This is a genomic window from Nostoc sp. GT001, from assembly GCF_030382115.1.
Taxonomy (GTDB): Bacteria; Cyanobacteriota; Cyanobacteriia; order Cyanobacteriales; family Nostocaceae; genus Nostoc.
Genome location: NZ_JAUDRJ010000003.1, coordinates 3,246,284 through 3,267,510, shown reverse-complemented (window position 1 = coordinate 3,267,510; position 21,227 = coordinate 3,246,284). Strand labels below are relative to the sequence as shown.

At 41.1% G+C, this 21,227-nt stretch carries 18 protein-coding genes, 1 tRNA gene, 2 pseudogenes and 1 riboswitch; of the genes and pseudogenes, 11 read left to right on the top strand and 10 right to left on the bottom strand.

Translation table 11 applies throughout. The features are described 5' to 3' along the window. Positions 1–1,611: 1,611 nt before the first annotated feature. Positions 1,612–1,684, bottom strand: a tRNA-His gene (locus tag QUD05_RS17005). Positions 1,685–1,808: 124 nt separating this feature from the next. Between QUD05_RS17005 and QUD05_RS17000 the strand changes: the two genes are divergently transcribed. The 8 genes from QUD05_RS17000 (at position 1,809) to QUD05_RS16965 (ending at position 8,509) form a co-directional block, all read left to right on the top strand. Then, entirely contained in the window at positions 1,809–2,192 is a 384-nt protein-coding gene (locus QUD05_RS17000; protein ID WP_289797100.1) for a DUF4359 domain-containing protein, read from the top strand. 383 nt (positions 2,193–2,575) lie between these two features. After that, entirely contained in the window at positions 2,576–3,301 is a 726-nt protein-coding gene (locus QUD05_RS16995) for a sirohydrochlorin chelatase (protein ID WP_289797099.1), read from the top strand. After that, complete coding sequence (cobA, locus tag QUD05_RS16990) at positions 3,298–4,077, top strand: uroporphyrinogen-III C-methyltransferase (protein WP_289797098.1); 780 nt, start codon at positions 3,298–3,300, stop codon at positions 4,075–4,077. The genes QUD05_RS16995 and cobA overlap by 4 nt, the downstream gene beginning before the upstream one ends. A gap of 78 nt (positions 4,078–4,155) precedes the next feature. Further along, positions 4,156–4,317: riboswitch (cobalamin riboswitch) on the top strand. Positions 4,318–4,339: 22 nt separating this feature from the next. After that, the gene (locus QUD05_RS16985; RefSeq protein ID WP_289799988.1) at positions 4,340–4,753 is read left to right on the top strand and encodes a DUF1636 family protein; all 414 of its coding nucleotides are present in this window, start codon (positions 4,340–4,342) and stop codon (positions 4,751–4,753) included. A 222-nt stretch (positions 4,754–4,975) separates the two neighbouring features. Further along, the gene (locus tag QUD05_RS16980) at positions 4,976–5,779 is read left to right on the top strand and encodes a cobalt-precorrin-6A reductase (RefSeq protein WP_289799987.1); all 804 of its coding nucleotides are present in this window, start codon (positions 4,976–4,978) and stop codon (positions 5,777–5,779) included. 77 nt (positions 5,780–5,856) lie between these two features. Continuing rightward, entirely contained in the window at positions 5,857–6,345 is a 489-nt protein-coding gene (locus tag QUD05_RS16975) for a PEP-CTERM sorting domain-containing protein (protein ID WP_289797097.1), read from the top strand. Between the two features lie 168 nt (positions 6,346–6,513). Then, a complete protein-coding gene (locus QUD05_RS16970) occupies positions 6,514–7,389 on the top strand; it encodes an inositol monophosphatase family protein (RefSeq protein ID WP_289797096.1) in 876 nt (291 codons plus the stop codon). A 139-nt stretch (positions 7,390–7,528) separates the two neighbouring features. Beyond that, entirely contained in the window at positions 7,529–8,509 is a 981-nt protein-coding gene (locus QUD05_RS16965; RefSeq protein WP_289797095.1) for a 2-dehydropantoate 2-reductase, read from the top strand. Positions 8,510–8,684: 175 nt separating this feature from the next. Here the strand turns inward: QUD05_RS16965 and QUD05_RS16960 are convergent, their stop codons facing one another. Further along, the gene (locus QUD05_RS16960; RefSeq protein WP_289797094.1) at positions 8,685–8,891 is read right to left on the bottom strand and encodes a hypothetical protein; all 207 of its coding nucleotides are present in this window, start codon (positions 8,889–8,891) and stop codon (positions 8,685–8,687) included. Positions 8,892–9,003: 112 nt separating this feature from the next. On the opposite strand from QUD05_RS16960, the gene QUD05_RS16955 reads away from it, so the two are divergent. Together QUD05_RS16955 and QUD05_RS16950 are read left to right on the top strand one after the other, a co-directional pair. After that, positions 9,004–10,494: an ABC transporter permease subunit gene (locus tag QUD05_RS16955; RefSeq protein WP_289797093.1), complete on the top strand. Its 1,491-nt coding sequence runs from the start codon at positions 9,004–9,006 to the stop codon at positions 10,492–10,494. Next, positions 10,487–11,221 carry an amino acid ABC transporter ATP-binding protein gene (locus tag QUD05_RS16950; RefSeq protein ID WP_289797092.1) on the top strand — a complete coding sequence of 245 codons (735 nt, stop codon included), beginning with the start codon at positions 10,487–10,489 and terminating at the stop codon, positions 11,219–11,221. Before QUD05_RS16955 ends, QUD05_RS16950 begins: the two co-directional genes overlap by 8 nt. On the opposite strand, the gene QUD05_RS16945 is transcribed toward QUD05_RS16950, so the two are convergent. After that, the gene (locus QUD05_RS16945; RefSeq protein WP_289797091.1) at positions 11,218–11,706 is read right to left on the bottom strand and encodes an NUDIX hydrolase; all 489 of its coding nucleotides are present in this window, start codon (positions 11,704–11,706) and stop codon (positions 11,218–11,220) included. The two genes, QUD05_RS16950 and QUD05_RS16945, sit on opposite strands and share 4 nt — an antisense overlap. Positions 11,707–11,769: 63 nt before the next feature. On the opposite strand from QUD05_RS16945, the gene QUD05_RS16940 reads away from it, so the two are divergent. Then, positions 11,770–12,390, top strand: a complete 621-nt coding sequence (locus QUD05_RS16940) for an NADPH-dependent FMN reductase (protein ID WP_289797090.1) — start codon at positions 11,770–11,772, stop codon at positions 12,388–12,390. Positions 12,391–13,473: 1,083 nt separating this feature from the next. On the opposite strand, the gene cas2 is transcribed toward QUD05_RS16940, so the two are convergent. From cas2 to QUD05_RS16905, 7 genes and pseudogenes are all read right to left on the bottom strand, one after another. Beyond that, complete coding sequence (gene cas2 / locus QUD05_RS16935) at positions 13,474–13,761, bottom strand: CRISPR-associated endonuclease Cas2 (protein WP_069070563.1); 288 nt, start codon at positions 13,759–13,761, stop codon at positions 13,474–13,476. Positions 13,762–13,814: 53 nt separating this feature from the next. Next, complete coding sequence (gene cas1d / locus QUD05_RS16930) at positions 13,815–14,819, bottom strand: type I-D CRISPR-associated endonuclease Cas1d (protein ID WP_289797089.1); 1,005 nt, start codon at positions 14,817–14,819, stop codon at positions 13,815–13,817. 115 nt (positions 14,820–14,934) lie between these two features. Then, the gene (locus QUD05_RS16925; RefSeq protein WP_289797088.1) at positions 14,935–16,329 is read right to left on the bottom strand and encodes an IS4 family transposase; all 1,395 of its coding nucleotides are present in this window, start codon (positions 16,327–16,329) and stop codon (positions 14,935–14,937) included. Positions 16,330–16,349: 20 nt separating this feature from the next. Then, the gene (locus QUD05_RS16920; RefSeq protein WP_289797087.1) at positions 16,350–16,826 is read right to left on the bottom strand and encodes a type I restriction enzyme HsdR N-terminal domain-containing protein; all 477 of its coding nucleotides are present in this window, start codon (positions 16,824–16,826) and stop codon (positions 16,350–16,352) included. 190 nt (positions 16,827–17,016) lie between these two features. Beyond that, positions 17,017–18,649 (bottom strand): annotated as a pseudogene (locus QUD05_RS16915) (AAA-like domain-containing protein). A 283-nt stretch (positions 18,650–18,932) separates the two neighbouring features. Beyond that, on the bottom strand, positions 18,933–19,991 hold the full coding sequence (locus tag QUD05_RS16910; protein WP_289797086.1) for a serine/threonine protein kinase: 1,059 nt from the start codon (positions 19,989–19,991) through the stop codon (positions 18,933–18,935). Positions 19,992–20,138: 147 nt separating this feature from the next. Further along, positions 20,139–21,033 (bottom strand): annotated as a pseudogene (locus QUD05_RS16905) (alpha/beta fold hydrolase). Positions 21,034–21,227: the final 194 nt, after the last annotated feature.

The following is a 21,227-nucleotide window of genomic DNA, read 5'->3' as shown; positions in this document are numbered from 1 at the left end:
ATTTGGGGCACAAATTATCACGCCCTCAATTGCTTAATGTAATCTTTACTATATCATTGATTTGCGTATATTTTGATGAGCGGCACATACAGCATAATTCAGAATTGATAATAATCAGAATAAGCTGCGCTAACAGAATTGACATCCTCACCGCCGTGAACGCACGGTGATTCTGGAGTAATGAGTAATGAGTAATGAGTAATGAGTAATGAGTGGATGAAAAATGGGTAATGAGTAATGAGTAATGAGTAATGAGTAATGAGTAATGAGTAATGAGTGGATGAAAAATGGGTAATGAGTAATGAGTAATGAGTAATGAGTAATGAGTAATGAGTAATGAGTAATGAGTAATGAGTGGATGAAAAATGGGTAATGAGTAATGAGTAATGAGTAATGAGTAATGAGTAATGAGTGGATGAAAAATGGGTAATGAGTAATGAGTGGATGAAAAATGGGTAATGAGTAATGAGTAATGAGTAATGAGTAATGAGTAATGAGTGGATGAAAAATGGGTAATGAGTAATGAGTAATGAGTAATGAGTAATGAGTAATGAGTAATGAGTAATGAGTAATGAGTAATGAGTAATGAGTAATGAGTAATGAGTAATGAGTAATGAGTAATGAGTAATGAGTAATGAGTAATGAGTAATAAGTAATAAGTAATAAGTAATGAGTAATAAGTAATGAGTAATAAGTAATGAGTAATAAGTAATGAGTAATAAGTAATGAGTAATAAGTAATGAGTAAATACCCATTTTTCATCTACTCATTACTCATTACTTATTACTCATTACTTTAAAGCTGTGTTAGAAGCACGGGGCTTTAGACCCAATATTCCGGTAAAATAGGCTTTGATAGCTTGTATAGCTCACCAACTTGAAATCTGTTGTACATAAGGTAAATAATTTCAAAAATAAAATATGATTCATGTTTTGCATTAATTTTGGGAATAAGTAATAGTCTTGGCATTAATCTCTTTTTAAATAGTTGAAACAAAAGTTAATAGTTTTACTGAAGTTTAACTATTTAGCTCAACTTAAATGAATTAAAATAAATTTTTGTTCAAAAGCAGACTAATATTGATTTGCCATAGTTATAATTTAGGCAAAGGTTGTTTAAATTGGGTCGATTTATATGGCTACCAATACAGATAAGTTAACACCTTCTGACCACAGTATAGGCAACATTCTGATTATTTCTTTACTTGCCTTCTGTGGGCTGACTTTGATCATTCTTCTAGGCATTTTTTAAGAGTTAAATGTGCGTTCAAAAACTTCTGACACTCAAATTCCCGATTTCTTGGAGAAGTCGGGAATTCTTAATATAAATAGCTCAGGCTCCAGAGAAGTAAGAGCATCTGCTTAGTCCGATAGCATAGTAACAGGTTCTCTATCTATAGCCCGTCTCCTAGAGAAGCTGCTAAAAAGTAGATTTGCTTATATACATCAACTTCTTGATAAGATAAAGTAATAAATCATTATAGGTTTGTAACCCTTCCAAGTCTATGAACTCGTATACAACAAATCATTGCTAAAGTAATGGTTATGAATCTTCAGAACCACAACCTATCTTTATATAGGAATATATATATATCAATATAAAATTATATAGGGCGAACGATGGGAATCGAACCCACGAATGGTGGTACCACAAACCACTGCCTTAACCACTTGGCTACGCTCGCCATTCAACAATTTGAATTATAGCAATAATTTGGCAATCGATCAAGAGTTTTTGTTCAAGGAACGGACTTAGTTGATTTAGAGTCTCTGGAATCTAACGATTACAACGAATTTTACTTGGCAAATATGAAACCATTGACCATCATTGCGTATACTGGAGCAGCAGTAGGTCTCGCCGCCTTGGGTGTGACAATGGCGAAAACCAATCCCGGTCAAGTTGAATATGAAGAATATGCAGTTCAACGCCTGACAAAATACTTAAAAACCGATGTATGTAAAAAAACTACGAATATTATAGAAAATTTAATCCGTTTTAATTGTGATAAATTGGTTGACTCGGCTAGCCCGCAAATCCAAGAAATTATTGCCAAGACTACAGAAAGGCAAGATTTCCTTATTTTTAGTGTTTACCGTACAGATTTAAAAATAAACTCTTGGATACCTTCATACAAATTTGAAACGGTAGGAGCTTTTAATCAATTTTATACTTACACTGCCGAAGAACAATAAGGTAAGCAGCAGGGGAAGAATATACAGCAGAATTCAGTAATCAGAATCGGCTGCGCTAACAGAATAAAAACAAGCTTTATACCTGCTTTTGAAACGAATAGTTGTGTACTTTACAACTTGAATTCCGCTGTAAAAGTGATTAAGAATAATTCTGGGTGTTGCTGAATTAAGGGATGATTCTTGTGGGGTGGGCATCCTGCCCGCCCGGAACTACAAGGGACGCTCATGTTGCCCATCCCACAAAAATAGTAAAATCATCCCGCAAATATGCAACCCCTAATTCTGTTTAGTAATTGATAATAGTTTCAATAATTACCAGAGTACTTATGAACCCAAGCTGAATCTTAAGTAAGATATAGTAACTGAAAGTTCAAGCTTTGCCGATGTCATCTGCCTATCTATTATTATCTCATGGAAGTCGCGATCGCCGCCCAGAAATTGCTATGCAGCAACTAGCTAGTCTGGTATGTCAGAAATTGCCAAGCGAACATTTAGTTGGCATCGCTGCTTTAGAAATGAGTCCTCAACCTTTACACGAGCAGATTAAACAATTTGCTAAAAGCGCTTTTGGCGATTGCACACAGTCTCAAAATGAGAATCGCCTCAAAATTATACCGCTATTTCTATTGCCGGGAGTGCATGTGATGACAGATATTCCTGCCGAAGTAGCACTCGCACAACAGGCTACTGGTCAAGATATCATCATTGAGTTGCAACCATATTTAGGTTCTCATCCTAATTTAGAGAAATTGCTGGCAAAGCAAATAGCTGCTATCAAAGCAGAAGCATGGATTCTCTTAGCTCATGGTAGCCGTCGCCCAGGTTCGCAAGAAACTGTGGAAGCAATGGCGGCGAGTTTGGGAGCCGTGACTGCTTATTGGGCTGGGCCTCCTAGTTTAGAATCACGGGTGAAAGAGTTAGTAACTGCTGGTTATCGGGAAATTGCAATTTTGCCATACTTTTTATTCGCTGGTGGAATAACCGATGCGATCGCCACCTCAATAGAGGAGCTAAAATTACAATTTTCTGCGGTGAATTTCCAACTGGCCAAGCCACTGGGAGCAAGTGCAGAATTAGCCGAGCTAATTTGGGATTTAACACAGAGATGAACCGCACAGAAAAGCAGGAGAACAAGTATTTGGGAAAGGTTTATTTAGTAGGTGCGGGGCCAGGAGATCCAGGATTAATTACCCTGAAGGCGAAAGGTTTATTGGAATGTGCAGATGTAGTCATCTATGATGCCTTGGTGAGTCCGGCAATTCTGGCAATGATTAATCCCCAAGCCGAGCAAATTAATGCTGGTAAACGGGCGGGGAGACATTCGTTGTTGCAGTCAGAAACAACTCAATTGCTGATTGATAAAGCGCAGGATCATGCAATTGTGGTGCGGTTAAAGGGTGGCGATCCCTTTATTTTTGGTCGCGGTGGCGAAGAGATGGAAGAATTAGTCAACGCTGGAATCTCAACGGAAGTTGTGCCAGGTATCACATCGGGAATTGCAGCAGCAGCATATTCAGGTATTCCTTTAACGCATCGGCTGTATAGTTCATCGGTGACATTTGTCACTGGACATGAGGCGGCAGGTAAGTATAGACCGCAAGTGAATTGGAGTGCGATCGCTCACGGTTCCGAAACCATTGTAATTTATATGGGAATTCACAATCTGCCTTATATTGTGGAAGAATTAAGTACTGCTGGGTTGAATTTAGAAACGCCCATTGCTTTGGTGCGCTGGGGTACGCGCCCAGAACAAGAAGAATTAATTGGGACATTGGAAACAATAGTCACACAAGTAGAGGAAACTGGATTTAGTGCGCCTGCGATCGCAGTTATTGGACAAGTAGTGAAAATGCACAGTATTTTATCTGGCTGTCGTCCAGTATAAGCAATCCTGAATCAAACGCGCACAAACGAGATCCCCGACTTCTTCAATAAGTCGGGGATCTTGGCTGTTGCGAGTGTATGATCGATAAGGTTATTCGGTTCTGGTGGGAGTCAGCTACCAGAGGTAACGGGGAAAGTTCGGTGCAAATCCGGCGCTGTCCCGCAACTGTGAACCAATTTGAGATTAAAGAAAATCTCAAGTTGAGTGAGTCAGGATGCCCGCCGAAATCGATTTATTAGTTTCACATATCTGCGAGGTACAGATGACTACGACTGTAAATATTTCCCCAACCAGTCCAATGGAAGTTGCCGAACATACTTTATTTGTTTGCAAAACCTGTGCCAGTGTTTGGCAAAATGGAAAACGTTTAGGTGAAAGTGGTGGTGAAAAGCTTCTACACCAACTTCAGCAGCTGGCACAAGATTGGGACTTACGAGATCAATTCCCAATTCAGGAAGTTGAATGTATGAGTGCTTGTAATCGTTCTTGTGTAGTCGCCTTTAGTGCCAAAGGTAAATTAACATATTTATTTGGTGATTTAGCTGTTGATGGTAGTGCCTCTGCCGTACTGGAATGTGCTAGTCAATACTACGCTAAAGCAGATGGTTTACTGCCTTGGTCAGAGCGTCCAGAAGCAATGAAAAAGGGCATTTTAGCAAAGATTCCACCTTTATGAAGAAGAAGTCAGAAGTCAGGAGTCAGGAGTCAGAATTCAGTAAAGTTTTCTGTACGAATAGCTGATAGAGCCAAGCAAAGCGAGTCCGCGAGAGTGTAAGTATAGATTAAAACCTCTTTCTCTGTGGGCAAAAAGAAATTCAAATATTTCTTCCTTGAACCTGTCCTTTTATGGGTACAGTATTCTGAATCTTGAATTCTGAATTCTGACTCCTTTTTAATGATGCGTGTTTTGATTTTGGGTGGGACGGGTGATGCAGCAGAACTAGCTGCCAAAGTTACGACTATCCAAGGGTTAGAAGTAATAACTTCTCTAGCTAGCCGCACCCGCGAACCGTCAGTACCGTTGGGCGATTTGCGGGTTGGAGGCTTCGGTGGTGCGGCTGGATTGGCTAACTATCTGCGAGTCATGCAAATCGACTTGTTAATTGATGCAACCCATCCTTTCGCTAGCCAGATTTCCTTCAATGCAGCAGATGCGGCAACGGAAGTTGGAGTACCCCGTCTAATGTTAATCCGTCCACCTTGGGAAAAAGAAAGTGGCGATCGCTGGATTGAAGTTGATAATGTTGCAGCCGCAGCAATAGCCCTGCAAAATCAGTCACAGCGGGTATTTTTGACAGTTGGAAGGCAAGAACTGGGCGCTTTTGCTCATTTGGAGGAAATTTGGTTTTTGATGCGGATGATTGACCCTCCTGGCGAAGATGCTTTAGTACCGCCGGGGATGGTATTGTGCGATCGCGGGCCTTTTACCCTCAATAATGAGAGACAAATTCTGATTGAGAATAACATTGATACCATCGTCAGTAAAAATAGCGGTGGCGATGCCACAAAGCCCAAGATAATTGCAGCGCGAGAACTGGGCGTAAAGGTTGTGATGGTAAATCGCCCGGCTGTACCGCCAGGAGAGCAGGTTAGTAATGTTGATGCTGCTTTGGCGTGGTTATGCGTAGGCGTAGCCCGCACTTCGACATGGTTCGACTCCGCTCACCAGCCACTCAGTGACCACCGTAGGGATCGCTGCTAAATAATATAGGCAAAATTGATAATACGATCTTTCCTAATTCCGTATAATACACGGGAACGATCGCAGTCACAAATTCCATGAAAAATCTAGCTTTATCTGTTATAGCCCTTGCCACCATATCTGGATTAGTTTTCGGGACAATGCCAGCCGCTTCTGCTTTAAGTTGGAGTTGGAATTATTCTGGTACTGGCATAGCGGCGAACGGTACTTTGACGACTAATGACACCCCTAACGATTTGGGTTTTTACCTGATTACTGAAATTACTGGTACACGAAATGGTGAAACAATTACTGGCCTGCAACCCGCTGGTACTCCAATGCCAGGAAACGAACCTTTTGATATTGATAATTTAATTAGCCTTAATACTCAGCAATTAACAGATAAGGGTTTTGCCTATTCCACTTCGGGAGGAAATTATTCTAGTCCATTTTTCGCTAGTTTTTTGCCGACACCAGGTTATTTAGAGGTTTTTTCTGCACCAACTAAACCAGGTTTTGAAAATTTAGGATTAGAAGATAGGGAATTACCCATTAGTTTTTCTGCGACCCTAATCATTGCCCCTTAACCCACTTCTATTTTGAGCTTACTCCTCTATAGGCTCTTAGAGACATACAGATTAAAGTAATATAGCAACGGTGGTATCATTGCATCCAAATGATACCGTAATTTTGTCTAGATATAGAATTCTATTGCCTTGCGGACGGTAGATCATTTCTAAAAGGAGTTTGCTGCAATGTCCACAAAACCAACTACTCGATTAATTTTAGAGACTTTACTCCCCCATCTCAAAGTAGCAGCAGCCTATGCCCATTTTCTACAACCAAAAATTGCTGCACTTCCTGCCAAAGAACAAGCAAACAACTTTTTTAGTGCCGCTCTTACTGATGCAGATGTGGCTATTCAAAATTTAGTAGAAGTAGTATTACTAGGAACTTTCCCAGATATTCGCTTTTATGGTGAAGAATATGAAAGTTCTAATAATACCAAATATTTTCGCGCTACCGAACTCGGTTCAGAAGGTGATTACTTAGTAACACTTGACCCGATTGATGGCACAAAGTTTTATATGGATGGACATTCTAATTACCAAATTATTCTCAGTATTCTAAATGCGGATGACTTTGAAGCAGTAATTGCCATTTCTCCTGCCCAAAACATTTATTTTTACGCCCTTAGAGGTGAAGGTGCTTTTAAAGGCACGCTGGAGATGAATTTAGAAGCTTGTGCCCCATTAGATATAACGTCCGCCAAACCTTCTATTTTATTGGGATGGGGAATGAATTCCATCGCACATTTATTAAAAGATCGATATAAAGTAATCGATATAGCGGCTGATTACTCTAGTGATATTCAAATTCCCAATCTTAATGGTATTCTCAGTGGCGACTTGAGCGGAGCAGTCATTAAATCGGGCAAATTTCTTGATAGTGCTGCACTCGCTTTTATTGCAAAAGAGGCTGGCTGGATTGTAACTACTTTGGACGGTTCGATTTTACCGCCACTGCATACTTGTCAAAACTATAGTATGCCTGGATTGATCGTAGCTGCTTCAAAATCTGTTCATCAAGATTTATTAGAAGCGATGCGAAGCTTTAGGAGTAATGAGTAATGAGTAATGAGTAATGAGTAATGAGTAATGAGTAATGAGTAATGAGTAGTAGTTGTGAATTTTTCCACTCTGATCTGGAGAATTTACTACTGGGAACTTAATTGGATACCGTTTTCTACAAATCATATTTTTTGGCTAAATGAAAATCTGTATTGTTGGCGCGGGTGCGATTGGTGGATATTTAGGGGCGAAATTGGCACTGGCGGGTGAAGAGGTGACACTAATCGCGCGTGGTTCTCATTTGGAGGCAATTCAAAAAAATGGGCTGAAGTTACTCATGGCAGATGGTTCTAGCCAAATTGCTACTCCATTTCTGGCAACTAGCGATATTCAAGAAGCGGGGCTACAGGATGTAGTAATTTTAACTGTGAAGGCTCACAGTGTTCGTGCGATCGCACCTTTTCTCCCTGCACTCTACAATCCTCACACGATGGTGGTGACAGCTCAAAATGGCGTTCCTTGGTGGTACTTTCGCAAGCATGGCGGTGAATATGAAGGTACGCGGATTCAATCTGTCGACGCAGATGGGATTATTGAAGCTAGTATCGGTGCTGAACGCGCTATCGGTTGTGTGGTTTACCCGGCAACTGAGATAATTGAACCGGGTGTAATCAAACATATTGAAGGCGATCGCTTTACTCTCGGTGAAATCGATGGTAGTAAAAGCGATCGCATCCAATTATTAGCACAGACTTTAAAACAAGCAGGATTCAAAGCACCAATCCGCAATCAGATTCGCACGGAAATTTGGATCAAGTTGTGGGGAAATGTAGCGTTTAATCCCATCAGTGCCTTAACTGGTGCGACTCTAGAGGATATTTGTCGTTATCCCCTCAGCCGCGAACTAGCGCGACAAATGATGACAGAAACTCAAGCGATCGCAGAAAACTTAGGTATAAAGTTTGGCATCACTTTAGAACAGCGAATTAATGGCGCAGAAAATGTTGGTTCCCATAAAACCTCAATGTTACAAGATATTGAAGCCGGACGCGCTACGGAGATAGACGCGATCGTTGGTGCGGTGGCAGAATTGGGAAAACTTACTCAAATTCCTACACCTTATATTGATGCGATTTATGCCAGCGTTAAGTTGCTGGAGGCGACTAAAGTCAGAATTTGACAGTCCCGAAGTTTTTATGGGATTAAGGGACTTCCAAGTAATAAAATATCACAATATTTCTTGTGGGATGGGCATCTTGCCTGTCCTGTGAATTGGGCGCTCATGTTGCCCACCCCACAAGATTGAATAATTTATTTATTAGAGTTCCCTAAGCAGAGACTTTATTATGCATTAATTAAGGCTTGCAAGTCGATGCAATGGCATAACAAGCCGATGCAATGGCATAACAAGTCGATGCAATGGCATAACAAGTCGATGCAATGGCATAACAAGCCAATGCAATGGCATAACAAGCCGATGCAATGGCATAACAAGTCGATGCAATGGCATAACAAGTCGATGCAATGGCATAACAAGTCGATGCAATGGCATTGCAGAGCAAGAAGTGGGGAAATATTTAGAAAATTTGTGTGTACACCATAGCCATTCAGCGGACATGATATCACAGGTATTATTTGCTCGATTGATGTAGCAGTTTAAGTGCGGAATATTTTATGAAGAAAAAAAAAGGATGGCTATTGACGATACTGGTTGTAGCAGCAGTAGGAATCAGCATCATCATCGGACATAGTAATTCTCTAAAAGCTGCTTCACCTTTAGGGAAAGACACCCTAACGATGATTACTTCCCCAGATTATCCTCCTTATGAGTTTTATGATACGAAAGGAGGCGATCGCCAAATTGTTGGCTTTGATATAGATATTGCCAAAACCCTTGCTGAAAAGCTAGGGTTTAAACTTCAAATAATGGAATCTGATTTTAATGGGTTAATTCCTGCACTCCAAGCAAATCGCGCTGATTTTGTCATGGCTGGGATGACTCCGACTCCAGAACGTCAAAAAAATATTGACTTTTCAATTATTTATTACGAAGCCAAAGATACAATTGTCGCTCCTAAAGGTAGCAACCTGAAGCAACCCCAAGACTTATCAGGAAAAAAGCTTGGGGTACAACTAGGAACAATACAAGAACAAAATGCCCAAAAAATTGCTAAAAAAGTTGCAGGTATTCAGCTAAAGCAACTCAACAAAGTGCCGGAAGTAGTTCAAGAAATCAAATCTGGACGAATTGATGCAGCAATTGTTGAGGATACCGTCGCTAAAGGATTCGCCCAAGCTAACCCAGATTTAGAATTTAATACTATTCCCTCAGAGGAAGCAAGTGGATCTGCGATCGCTTTTCCCAAAGGTTCTTCTTTTGTAGAACCCTTTAACAAAGTTCTTCAACAAATGAAGGACGATGGCACATTGGCCAAACTTGTCACCAAATGGTTTTCAGAGAACACCACCGCCAATCCTGCATCTTCAACTCCTACCAAAGGCGGATTGAATCTCGACTTCACCAGAATCCTTCCCGATATTCCCTTTATTCTGCGGGGAATCCCGTTAACTTTGTTGTTCACGCTACTATCTGTAACCTTGGGGTTAATCTGGGGAACAATCTTGTCTCTGTTAAAAATTCTCGGCATCAAGCCGCTTACTTGGGTTGCGAATGCCTACACCTCTGTTTTTCGAGGTACACCTTTGCTATTACAGTTGGCATTAGTTTACTACGCAACACCCCAGCTTACAGGCTATGACATTTCAGCATTGCAGGCTGGTGTGCTAACTTTTACCTTAAATTCTGGCGCTTATATGTCGGAAACCATCAGAGGTGGAATTCAAGCGGTGGATAAAGGGCAAAGTGAAGCGGCAATGTCTATGGGTGTTCCCTATTGGTTGATGATGTGGGATGTGATTTTACCGCAAGCATTGAAGAATATTCTTCCCGCGTTAGTAAATGAAACTATTGGATTGCTTAAAGATTCCGCGCTGGTGTCAACCATTGGGGTGGTGGAAATATTACGCAGCGCCCAAATCGTTGGTGCAAATAAGTATATTTATTTTGAACCACTGTTATTTGCAGGGTTAATCTACTATGTTTTGGTAATGGGTATGACCTTGGGTGCATCCGCTTTAGAAAGGAGGTTACGGGAAAGTGAATAATGTAGTAATTCGCACAGAATTCTTATGTAAATCCTTTGGCAAACTTGACGTACTCAAAGATATTTCCACTGAGTTTTATCAGGGAGAAGTGGTTGCCATATTAGGCCCTTCTGGTTCAGGTAAGTCTACCTTTTTACGATGCATAAACTTGTTAGAACAACCTACCAGAGGCAGAATCTACTTTCACGACCAAGAAATTACTAAGCCTAAAGCAAACATTGCTAAGGTGCGTCAGCAATTAGTGATGGTATTTCAACATTTTAATTTGTTTCCTCACATGAATGTGCTGCAAAATGTCACCTACGCACCCATAAAGGTGAAAGGTGTTAACAAGCAAAAAGCAGAAGAACATGGCTTAGAATTGCTTGCTAAGGTAGGTTTAGAAGAAAAAGTATCTGTGTACCCATCGAAACTATCCGGGGGACAAAAACAGCGAGTAGCGATCGCGCGGGCATTAGCAATGGAACCTCAGATGATTTTGTTTGATGAACCTACCTCTGCACTAGATCCTGAAATGGTCAAAGATGTGCTGGAAGTGATGAAAGATTTAGCGCTATCAGGTATGACAATGGCGATCGTTACTCATGAAATGGGGTTTGCAAGAGAAGTTGCCAATCGAATTATGTTCCTCGACCAGGGAAGTTTAGCAGAAGACGCTACCCCTAACGAGTTTTTCCAAAATCCTCAGTGCGATCGCGCCAAGCAGTTCTTAGAAAAAATGCTTTAGAACATAAGGAATTCGCCGCTTTTTTTGTATTCTTGAAACTTTTCTAAAACGGGGCGATCGTTTGGCATTAATGTAGGTAAATCAGCCAAATCAAAAAATTCCAGCGCCAGCGATTCTCCATCTAAGCAAGCGAGACTGCCTGACCATTCAACGGCTCGCAAAATTAAAATGAAATTTTGGACGCGATCGCCGTTAGGATAAGTTACAGCTTCAAAGGCTGGATTAGAAGAAAACCCCACAGCGGCAAAACGCTTAACCGTTAAACCAGTTTCTTCAAAAACCTCTCGTGCTGAACATTCTTCGGCAGATTCACCTATTTCAGGACAACCGCCAGGTAGCCCCCAAAGTTTGAAATCACTCCGCTTTTGCAATAAAACACGCCCTAAATTATCTTCAATAATCACACGTGTGCCAAATAATAGAAGTATGCGATCGCCTACAACTTGTCGTAACTTGCCGAGATAAGAATCTGACCAATTCGCCATAACNGAGAAAATTTGTAAAGAAACTCTAAAGGTAGCAAATAGCGATCGCCTGAAAACAGGATAATGCAGCTGAACAGGTTAATCCTTCCCATTCAACCTAGAATTATGGCATCTCCACCGAAAATCCTCGCCTTTGCTGGCAGCACCCGGATTGATTCTTACAACAAAAAATTGGTAAAAATCGCCGCAGCTGGCGCTAAGGCAGCTGGCGCAGAGGTGACTTATATAGACCTCCGCGATTTGCCTTTACCTCTATATGATGAAGACTTGGAAGCTCAAAAAGGACTACCTGCCAACGCCCGCACGTTTAAAGACTTGATGATTTCTCATCAAGGATTGCTGATTGCTTCGCCGGAATATAACAGTTCACTCACAGCAGTTTTGAAGAACGCCATTGACTGGGCATCCCGTCCAGCCCCAAACGAAGCACCATTGGCTGCTTTTGCAGGTAAGGTTGCTAGTATTATGAGCGCTTCCCCAGGCGCACTTGGTGGTTTGCGGGGGTTGGTTCACCTACGGTCTATTTTGGGAAACATAAAAGTTTTGGTACTTCCCGATCAAGTAGCAGTATCCAAAGCTTATGAAGCCTTTAATGCTGATGGCACGTTAAAAGATCCGAAACAGCAAGAATCTATTGAGCAATTAGGCGATGGCTTAACAAAGATATTGCAGAAGCTTAGGTAATTTACAAGAATAAATATACCGATGCCGTTGGTTTCGACACTTCGACAGGCTCAGTGCATCGCTTCGCTCAACCAACTGATAGATCGAGAGTTGAGCGAACTTGTACTGAGCGAAGTCGAAGTAGTCGAAACTCGCCAACACATAGGGATTTTGATAAATTGCAATTAGCGCCAATCCTTTTTGATATCGCGTCCATTGCGTTTCAATCCCTAATAGGGATTTTGATAAATTGCAATATTAATCACAGCGGTAAATTGAGGAATAGTGCAGTTTCAATCCCTAATAGGGATTTGGATAAATTGCAATTTGGTAGTAGATAAGCTGGTGGATGAATTGCCAGCGCGTTTCAATCCCTAATAGGGATTTTGATAAATTGCAATTAGAGAAATTTCTAATACTTTGATGCGATTTTGTAGTTTCAATCCCTAATAGGGATTTTGATAAATTGCAATTAGCTGAAGAAACTTCTACTCTTGCATTAACAAGTTTCAATCCCTAATAGGGATTTTGATAAATTGCAATAAAATATCGTCTCGAACGTTGATATATCTATTATATTTTGAGTTTCAATCCCTAATAGGGATTTTGATAAATTGCAATTGTTAAGTTTCGTAGGTGCTAGTAACGGTTTTGTGTTTCAATCCCTAATAGGGATTTTGATAAATTGCAATTTAGTTTTTCTTGATAGTTGAAATCAATCTTCGAGGTTTCAATCCCTAATAGGGATTTTGATAAATTGCAATATGCCTGAGATAAGCTATTAGCCAAATTTGAATCAGGTTTCAATCCCTAATAGGGATTTTGATAAATTGCAATAGCGGGAGCCTGAAAGTCAAGCTGTATTTAGTTTTCAAGGTGCGGTTGCGCGATTCCAGAGCAATCATAGCATTAGAGAATTTGTTTGGAAAGAGCGCCAGGAAAATTTAAAGGCTGAAATCGTATTTTGATAAGCATTTCAAAGATTGCGCGGATGAGGAGTAGGCGATTATTGGTTGAAAGCCTTACTGGAGTTGGGATAGAAGCACTTTTNNNTGACTGTGAAATTTCTACACCTACCCTTCCGCGCATTTGAGATGCAGAAACCTAGCTAGAAGGGGACTCAGCAAAGAAAATTGTTTCGTCCCGTGGCTGTTCTCCACCAATACGTTCGACTTTTCGCTGACAACAGCCACAGAGAAAATAAAAGCGCACGCTGTCAGTGTCGGGTTTAATCAATTTGGCTAAACGCGATCGCAGTTTAGCATACTGAGTGGGAGTGATATCACACTCAAACACACTAAGTTGCATCCATTGTCCATAAGACTTGAGAATAGAATGGATTTTAGTACGACGCTTATCTTCTGGAATGTCGTAGCTGACAACAATATACATGAAGGGAGTAGGGAATAGGGAATGGGGAATGGGGAATGGGGAGAAATTACAAGTTATTTGAGAACTAGGGGAGGATATTTATCGATTTCGTTCATTAGGTATTTACTTAATAACCTCGCCTGAATTTCAAAGGATTCTTGATAGGTGCATTTGGTTCCCATAACTGGATGTTTGAAACTCGATAGTTTCTTTTGTTGATAAGCGCGAAGAAATGTATGCAGTCCCTCTTTGGTTAAATTTACCGCACCACTGAGCGGTTCGGTGGTAAAGTCAGTTAGGGTTAGCGATCGCTTGTTAATTAGCGACAACACAACAGCATCCACTATTAAAGGACGAAATTCTTCCATCAAATCCAAGGCTAGGGAAGGTCTACCATAACGTTCAACGTGTAAGTATCCTAGATAAGGATCAAAGCCAACAATATTTAAAGCACTTTGCACATCATGACGTAGCAATGAATACCCAAAACTCAGTAGAGCATTAACTGGATCGGTTGGTGGGCGGCGGCGTCTGGCTTCAAATTGAAATTCTGAGGTTTTGATTAGCTGTTGAAAGCAACCGAAATAGGCTGCACTCCCAGCACCTTCTAAGCCTCTGAGGGAATCAATACTGCTAGTTTTTTCGATTGGTGCGATCGCGTTTTCCAATCGAGTGATGTTATTATTCAGGTCAGTATCAGGATGTTCTCGCTGAGTACGAAGTAAGCTATGGCGGTAATTTTTTAATTTACCCCGCACAAATCCTCTGACTAAATGTATTGCTGGTTCTGATTCTCCCACAGCTTGCCATTGGGCTTTACGAACAAAGATATTTTTGGTAACTTCTGGTTCTAAACGCCCTAAATATCGTCCGTTTTGTGTGAGAAATGTTAAACAAATATGACGTTCTAAAAGTTCACTTACGACAGAGGGAGAAACGGTAGCCCTTCCTAGTACTACAATTCCTTTTATTTTAATTAAAGGGATATCCAAGATTATTTTTTGTTCAGCTTTGACGGTGAGACGTTCGTCAACTTTGCCGATAAAAGCATCAGCTTGTGTTACGTAAAGTGTTCCCATGATTTAATCCTTAATTAATTGAAAGTTATCAAACTCAATACAATTTTGTTAGCTTATTTACTACGCGAAGATCCCCCCAACCCCCTTTTTAAGGCCTTGTCATTACCAACATCTTTTAAACTGACTGGGTGATAAAATCAGCAGCCCAACACATATCCTGTAATCGCAACCAGCCTCGCCATAAGGTCTGCCAACCAGGTAGACCATCGGATTTGCGGCCAAGAAAACCACCCAAACGAGCGATCGCTAAAAAGAATTCACCCAAAGTCAACTCACAATTTGTCAACCCAAGACGAGCAACTAAGACTTTTAACATAATTGTAGGTATGTACTCGTGTGCCTTCAGTTGGGAATTGCTGCGACTAAGTTGGCGTAACTGTAATAATCTGACTGAAACTATAGCAAAAAAGCCAAGTAACCTTACCAGTGATGAAGCTGACTCCAATTGACGTTTTTCTACAGCACAACCAGTTTTGAGACACTTATGATACTCTTCAATTAACCAACGTGTAGCATACCAATCTAGTTGCATGAGGGCATCCTCACGAGCATTTACAGCAACAGTGGTAAATAGAATCCATTCTAAATCTCCTTCTGGTTCCCAACAACGAATACACCAACCATCTATTGGCTGTTGTTTTCTTTCACAGCCAATTGCTGGGGGTTGAATTGTCAATTGAGACCAAGCTACTTGTAAGTTAACTTGACGTTTGGGTTCTCCGTTGCGCCCACGCAAAACAACAGTTTTCTCCGCCATTGGTTGTAAAGAACGAGCAAATGCCTTGAGATACCCTTTGGTGGCATCAGGTTTAGTAATCACTCGGTTTTGAGTGACTCGTACTAAGCAGTGCCAGTACAAAGCTTTGGCTCGTCGAAGGTAAGAAAAAATATCACTCCCCCTGTCTCCGACACTTACCCAAATTGACCCAGTTTGTGGTGTTGGTGCAGTGCCGATGGATTCCACCATCTCTGCCCAAATTTCCCCTTCACCATCTGTTCTCAATAGTTCTGGTAGCGCTTCCACCAACGTGTTGTCATTGTCCTTTTTTTGACTACGCAGCCAAGGTATTTGTCCTGCCAATCCCAAAATTTGTGGATTCAAAGGTAACGGTACTACTGCTAAACACGTGTGTAGCATCATTCCTCTACCTTTGCCATCTCCAATATGCCCTAATCCCTTAACTTGCCGATGATGAGTATAATCTAGTTCTGTTGTGTCTTGGATGAATAAAACAACATTGGATTTTATTTCAGTTGCGCTTTGTTTCGTCTCCGTGATGTGAGGTTGAATTAATGCCTTATGAGTTACATCGTCTTCCGCAAATAATCGGTACGCAGCACGAATTTCATTCCAGCCTTGCATCATATCTGGTAAACTCCCTTGCGGGTTGGCAGCTATGGCTGCACCGATAGCGATCGCTCTTTGCGTACGACGAGTATCCCCTAATTCGGCATCTCCCCATTGCTCAACTGCCCAAGCATTGAGGTCTGTGAAATTTTTCAACTTCATACTCTGACTCTATTACATCCCTACCTCACTTTAAAAGATGTTGGTAATGACAAGCGATTAAGCGACAGTGTATAAGATAAGGCATATCTCGGTGTACTCTGTTTAGTCAACTTAATAAATTGAAATTCACTACCATTGGTGATAAACCCAAAAACAGGTTTAGCCGAAGTTGCATCTGCCAACATATAAGCCAATGCTTGTGGAATTGCTGGCACTAAGGAGTAATCTGCTCGTTTCGCCTCAATAACGAGAACCCAAAATGGAGGATGAAACACCAAGATATCAATACGTCCTCTAATAATTGTGCCTTCGTCTTCAGAAGAAATTCTTACCTCTTCTTCCGACGCAATGTAAAAAGGCGGTTGATAAAAACCTGCTAGACGCAATAGTGGAGATAGCACCACCATTTTGACTACAGGTTCTAAAATTTGGTAGCGGGATAAATGCAAATATTCTGCTTTGACTTGGTTGAGAGATTGCTTTTCTAAATCACTCAACTCAGGTAAATCTTGCTGCCACTCTGAAAAAAATTGTTCATTGTCTGCACGTTGTAGCCCAAATTGATCTATGAGTTAGGCTAAGGTTATATCTCTTCCTTGAATAAATTGAACCATTGTTAATCCTTTTTGTTAAATGGTAATTGCAGATAAAAGTTTTATTGCACTCCTAATGTACTTTTTTAATTTTTCAACCCAAGCGATGCCCAAAATATTGACGATACAATTTACACAGTGGCATCACTTCATTGCCTTTAAACTTAACCAACCCCATACTGCGGAGTTTAAACGCTTCAGTTGTGCCTACATCTACGGGGCGATTTGCTGTCATAACTTGTTTGACCGCAGCTAGCAATTCTGCATCCTCTTGCAAATTCAGCCAATGGCGGCGCAGATGGTCGCTGTAAGGCCCCTTCCTCGGTTGCCGCGATTTTTTGTAGATTTTCCAGCGTCATCCTACCACGAGCAATTTCATAAAGCGCTACCCGCACTAAATAAGGATGACCACCCACGAGTGTCATTAATTCTTCAATTTGTGATTCAGTCCAATTGAGTCGGTGACGCTGTACTAAGTCTTGTATTTGTGTTTGATTTAAGTCTAGTAACTCAATGGGTAAGCCGACATTAAAAGGCGACTGATTAATATTGAGCGGGATATAAACTTCCTTAGAATGCACAATTACCAACCGGAGATTTTTCCAAACTGTCTCATTCTTTGACCGCTCATGCCAAGCTCGTAGTAATCCAAAAAAATCAGCCGCAATTATGGGATGCTTGAAGACTTCATCGACTTCATCCAAACCTAAAGCTATGGGGCTATTAATCGTAGGTAATAAATACCGTTGAAAGTAATTTGTACATTTATTCTTGCTACCTAAAACACCCTTCCAATACTCGTCTAGCTTCTCTGGTAGATTCAATTCGTAGGTAATGCTGGCGCAGAACCACTGCAAAAACCGATCTAAATTACCGAGAAATTCTGCATCGGCTGACTGGAAATTTACAGGTGCTATCTGATAGCCATGTTGACTAGCATGATGGAGAACCCGCGACATTAGCGAAGTTTTGCCCATCTGCCGGGGAGCTTTGATGCGAATTAAGGCCCCTGGTTGCAGAATCGCTTCATAACAGTCTACCTCAATAAGCGATCGCTCCACATAAAAAGCAGAGTTGAGGGATACCTGCCCTTCTGGATTTTCTAAGGTGACTGCTGGTTTTATATCGGTATCTGGAATCGTTTCGTTAACAGAGTTAGCACCTTGGGGATTGTTCCGACTTTTCAACACTGGTGTGGAAGATTCTGGAATACTTTCTAAGTCAATAGCGCTACAGCCAAACTCATAAGCATCCTCATAAGACCTATCAGCACCTAGTGCATCATAAAAGCCTACCGCGAATTTAATTGCGGCGCGATCGCCAATTGCCCGATTCATCCCAACTACGCAGTTAATATTTTGATAAATTGCCTCAGCTTGCACCTGGCTATAGCAGGCATTTAATAATACACACTCAATTTTGTCTTTAAATAACTTAAATAGCCTTGCCAGTGACTCCGTACTCACCAGCTGCATTTCCCCTGTATTATTTTCCAAGGCTAAACCTTGATTTCCTCCACCATGCCCAGAAAAATGGATGATATGAGGATTATGATCTAAAAGCGCACGCCGCAAATCGTCAGGACGCACTGCCCATTTAGTAATAAGTTCAAACTTATCTCGGCTGCGAGAGCGTTGCAACCCTTCCTGAATTTCCCTTACTTCCTCGTCCAAGCGAAGTTTATCTGTTGTCGTGGGATTAGCTGACACAATCAGGATTTTTTTCACAGCGCTATCAACTATTGAATGCAGTCTTCTGGCTTAGATGTAGTTTACTACAGCAGATAACTACACAATTACTGATACTGCATTACCGTTAACGAGTATTTGAACTGGATTCATCCACCTTTGAACTCCGTTGACGAGTATTTGATACTCATGCAAATTCCAGCAATTTTCACAAGCATCGAATACACATAATTGTAGGGGCACAATATATTGTGCCCCTACGCGTGTAGTCTATTCAATTGAAAACCGTTGTAACCCTTAGCCAGATGCAACCTAATTAATCTTAATTTCCGATTTTTTCTTGGCAATCAGAGCTTAAATCAAAACTTTGACATTCTCTAGCTTCCGACAATTGCCTAACCGTATTACCAGACTGATAACTTATCAAAGTTCCGGCAACCGCAGCCAGTGTAACAATAGTAGCTAGTCCCAACAAAGTAGCTCGTTTTCTAGCTTTAATTGTACTGATGAAATTATCTATCCCAGTGGCACTACCAACAACCTCAATTGTCCCAAGTGCTTTTAAAGCAATAGCCGCATTAGCATAACGACGTTTTCGGTTACGTTCCACCATTTTCATCAACCACCACCGGAAACGCGGACTAATTTGAGGAACTAATTGCTGGAAATTAAAGCGATAGTTATCATCAATTAATTTGCCAATCTCAACAGAACGGGTATTAGTAAGTAAGCAAATTAGCGTTGCTCCTAAACTATATAAATCTGATGCCTCAGTCAGAGAATGACCAAACTGTTCTTCTGGAGGCATAAAACCTGGAGTTCCGGCGACAAAGCTGCTCAGAGCTATTTTTGCACCCTGTATTCTAGCCAACCCAAAATCCACCAAGTAAGCATTTAGTTCTTCATCAACCAAAATATTCTCTGGCTTAATATCCCGATGAATAATTGAGGGAACTTGCTTTTGCAGATAAACCAAAATTTCTAAGATTGACAGAGCAATTTGCTTTATTTCTTCAGGACGAAAGCTGCTTTTTAAGCCTAAAGGCGGGGCATTTTTATATTCCTGCACTAGATAAAAAACCCCTGGTATTTCAAAAGAATCTATATAGCGAGGGATGCGAGAATGATTTAGTTGCTGCAAGATTTCGATTTCGCGCTCATAAGCTTTCACACCTGATAAATCAGCATCCGCACGAGCAAAACAAAATTCTTTAATCACTACCTGTTGCTTAGAGTTGAGGACATTAGCTAAATAAGTAATGCGTCCCCCTTCTCTATTGCGTCCTAGTTCACTGATGACTTGATAGCCAAGTTCTGAAAAATCTGGATGGTGATTTAAGGGAATTACCCTTTTATGTTTATTACGCACATCAAGCTCCATTACGCACCATACGAGTTTGATTCTGTCAAGGTGCAATTAGTAAAGATTAAGATCCACTCACCCAGATTGTTAGCTCTATTTCTATCTGCATAGGCCAAGGCGCATCGGCAGGAAGTTTTTTTGCATTCGCGTCTTGGCAAAAAATTCTTACCTTTGCGTTAGCCAATCGACAATCTGGGCATTGACAACATCTGGAACCTCATCGTGAGGACAATGACCGGCATTGGGAATGGGAACAATTTTGATTTCTTTGCCATTCTCCCGCGCCTTTTCGTAAATCTTGGCCCCGGTAATTGGTGTCCAAGGGTCGTCAGCACCCCAAATTACTAATAAAGGACGTTCTACTTTGGGCAAAAGTTCCTCTGGACTAGGGCCAGGAGGCGCTGTGAGAATGGATGCGAAGACTTGTTGCGCTCCTGGGTCGCAAGAGGGAGTATAAAGTAAATCAACTAATTCATCGGTGACAGCTTGGCGATCGCGGTAAACTTGGTAGAGGGTGCGGCGAATTTGGGCTTTTTGGCGGATGCGGTTATAGACAAATTTACCTGTAATTGGCGATCGCACAAACCGATTAAAAGCTGCCATCACCATCCGTAGCGGCGGGTTCAATTCGTGGGAACGATGACTCAATCCACCCGCAGAGTTAATTAAAATACCACCAGTAGCAATTTCTGGATGTTCTACCAGTACTATTAAGCTCAAAAGTGCGCCGATGGAGTTGCCAATAAATACAGCTAGGTTCCTGGATGTGTTCTGTGCAAAAATCTTTTAGCAGTTCCACCCAAACTTCCACACTGTAATCAATGGGCGCTTTATCGGAACCGCCGAAACCTAAAAGGTCTATGGCAAATACTTGGTAGCCAGCATCAGCTAAAACTGGGATATTTTTGCGCCAGTGTCCAATGGAAGCGCCAAAGCCGTGAACCAGAACTAAAGGGCGTCCTGTACCCATGACAGTGTACTGAATTTTGTAACCCTGCCAAGTCCAAAAGAATTTTTCAAAGGCGTCTTGAGTTGGAAGCTGTTGTGTAGTTACAGTCATTAATAAGATTCATAAAGTGTTTCTTCAAATATAGTAATGTTCTCTGACCGAAATAGTGCTGAGTAACGAGTGCTGAGTAAAAAAGCAATAATCACACTCCTAACTCCTAACTCCTAACTCAGTACTCAGCACTGATGAGATGTTAGTTCCATCTACCCCAAGGGATTAATAAGTTGAGGGATATCAAATCGCCC

What these genes read in the sequence shown, in the direction of transcription:
- QUD05_RS17000 (WP_289797100.1), top strand. Translation starts at nt 1,809, where the DNA reads ATGAAACCATTGACCATCATTGCGTATACTGGAGCAGCAGTAGGTCTC.
- QUD05_RS16995 (WP_289797099.1), top strand. Translation starts at nt 2,576, where the DNA reads ATGTCATCTGCCTATCTATTATTATCTCATGGAAGTCGCGATCGCCGC.
- cobA (WP_289797098.1), top strand. Translation starts at nt 3,298, where the DNA reads ATGAACCGCACAGAAAAGCAGGAGAACAAGTATTTGGGAAAGGTTTAT.
- QUD05_RS16985 (WP_289799988.1), top strand. Translation starts at nt 4,340, where the DNA reads ATGACTACGACTGTAAATATTTCCCCAACCAGTCCAATGGAAGTTGCC.
- QUD05_RS16980 (WP_289799987.1), top strand. Translation starts at nt 4,976, where the DNA reads ATGCGTGTTTTGATTTTGGGTGGGACGGGTGATGCAGCAGAACTAGCT.
- QUD05_RS16975 (WP_289797097.1), top strand. Translation starts at nt 5,857, where the DNA reads ATGAAAAATCTAGCTTTATCTGTTATAGCCCTTGCCACCATATCTGGA.
- QUD05_RS16970 (WP_289797096.1), top strand. Translation starts at nt 6,514, where the DNA reads ATGTCCACAAAACCAACTACTCGATTAATTTTAGAGACTTTACTCCCC.
- QUD05_RS16965 (WP_289797095.1), top strand. Translation starts at nt 7,529, where the DNA reads ATGAAAATCTGTATTGTTGGCGCGGGTGCGATTGGTGGATATTTAGGG.
- QUD05_RS16955 (WP_289797093.1), top strand. Translation starts at nt 9,004, where the DNA reads ATGAAGAAAAAAAAAGGATGGCTATTGACGATACTGGTTGTAGCAGCA.
- QUD05_RS16945 (WP_289797091.1), bottom strand. Translation starts at nt 11,706, where the DNA reads ATGGCGAATTGGTCAGATTCTTATCTCGGCAAGTTACGACAAGTTGTA.
- QUD05_RS16940 (WP_289797090.1), top strand. Translation starts at nt 11,770, where the DNA reads ATGCAGCTGAACAGGTTAATCCTTCCCATTCAACCTAGAATTATGGCA.
- cas2 (WP_069070563.1), bottom strand. Translation starts at nt 13,761, where the DNA reads ATGTATATTGTTGTCAGCTACGACATTCCAGAAGATAAGCGTCGTACT.
- cas1d (WP_289797089.1), bottom strand. Translation starts at nt 14,819, where the DNA reads ATGGGAACACTTTACGTAACACAAGCTGATGCTTTTATCGGCAAAGTT.
- QUD05_RS16925 (WP_289797088.1), bottom strand. Translation starts at nt 16,329, where the DNA reads ATGAAGTTGAAAAATTTCACAGACCTCAATGCTTGGGCAGTTGAGCAA.
- QUD05_RS16910 (WP_289797086.1), bottom strand. Translation starts at nt 19,991, where the DNA reads ATGGAGCTTGATGTGCGTAATAAACATAAAAGGGTAATTCCCTTAAAT.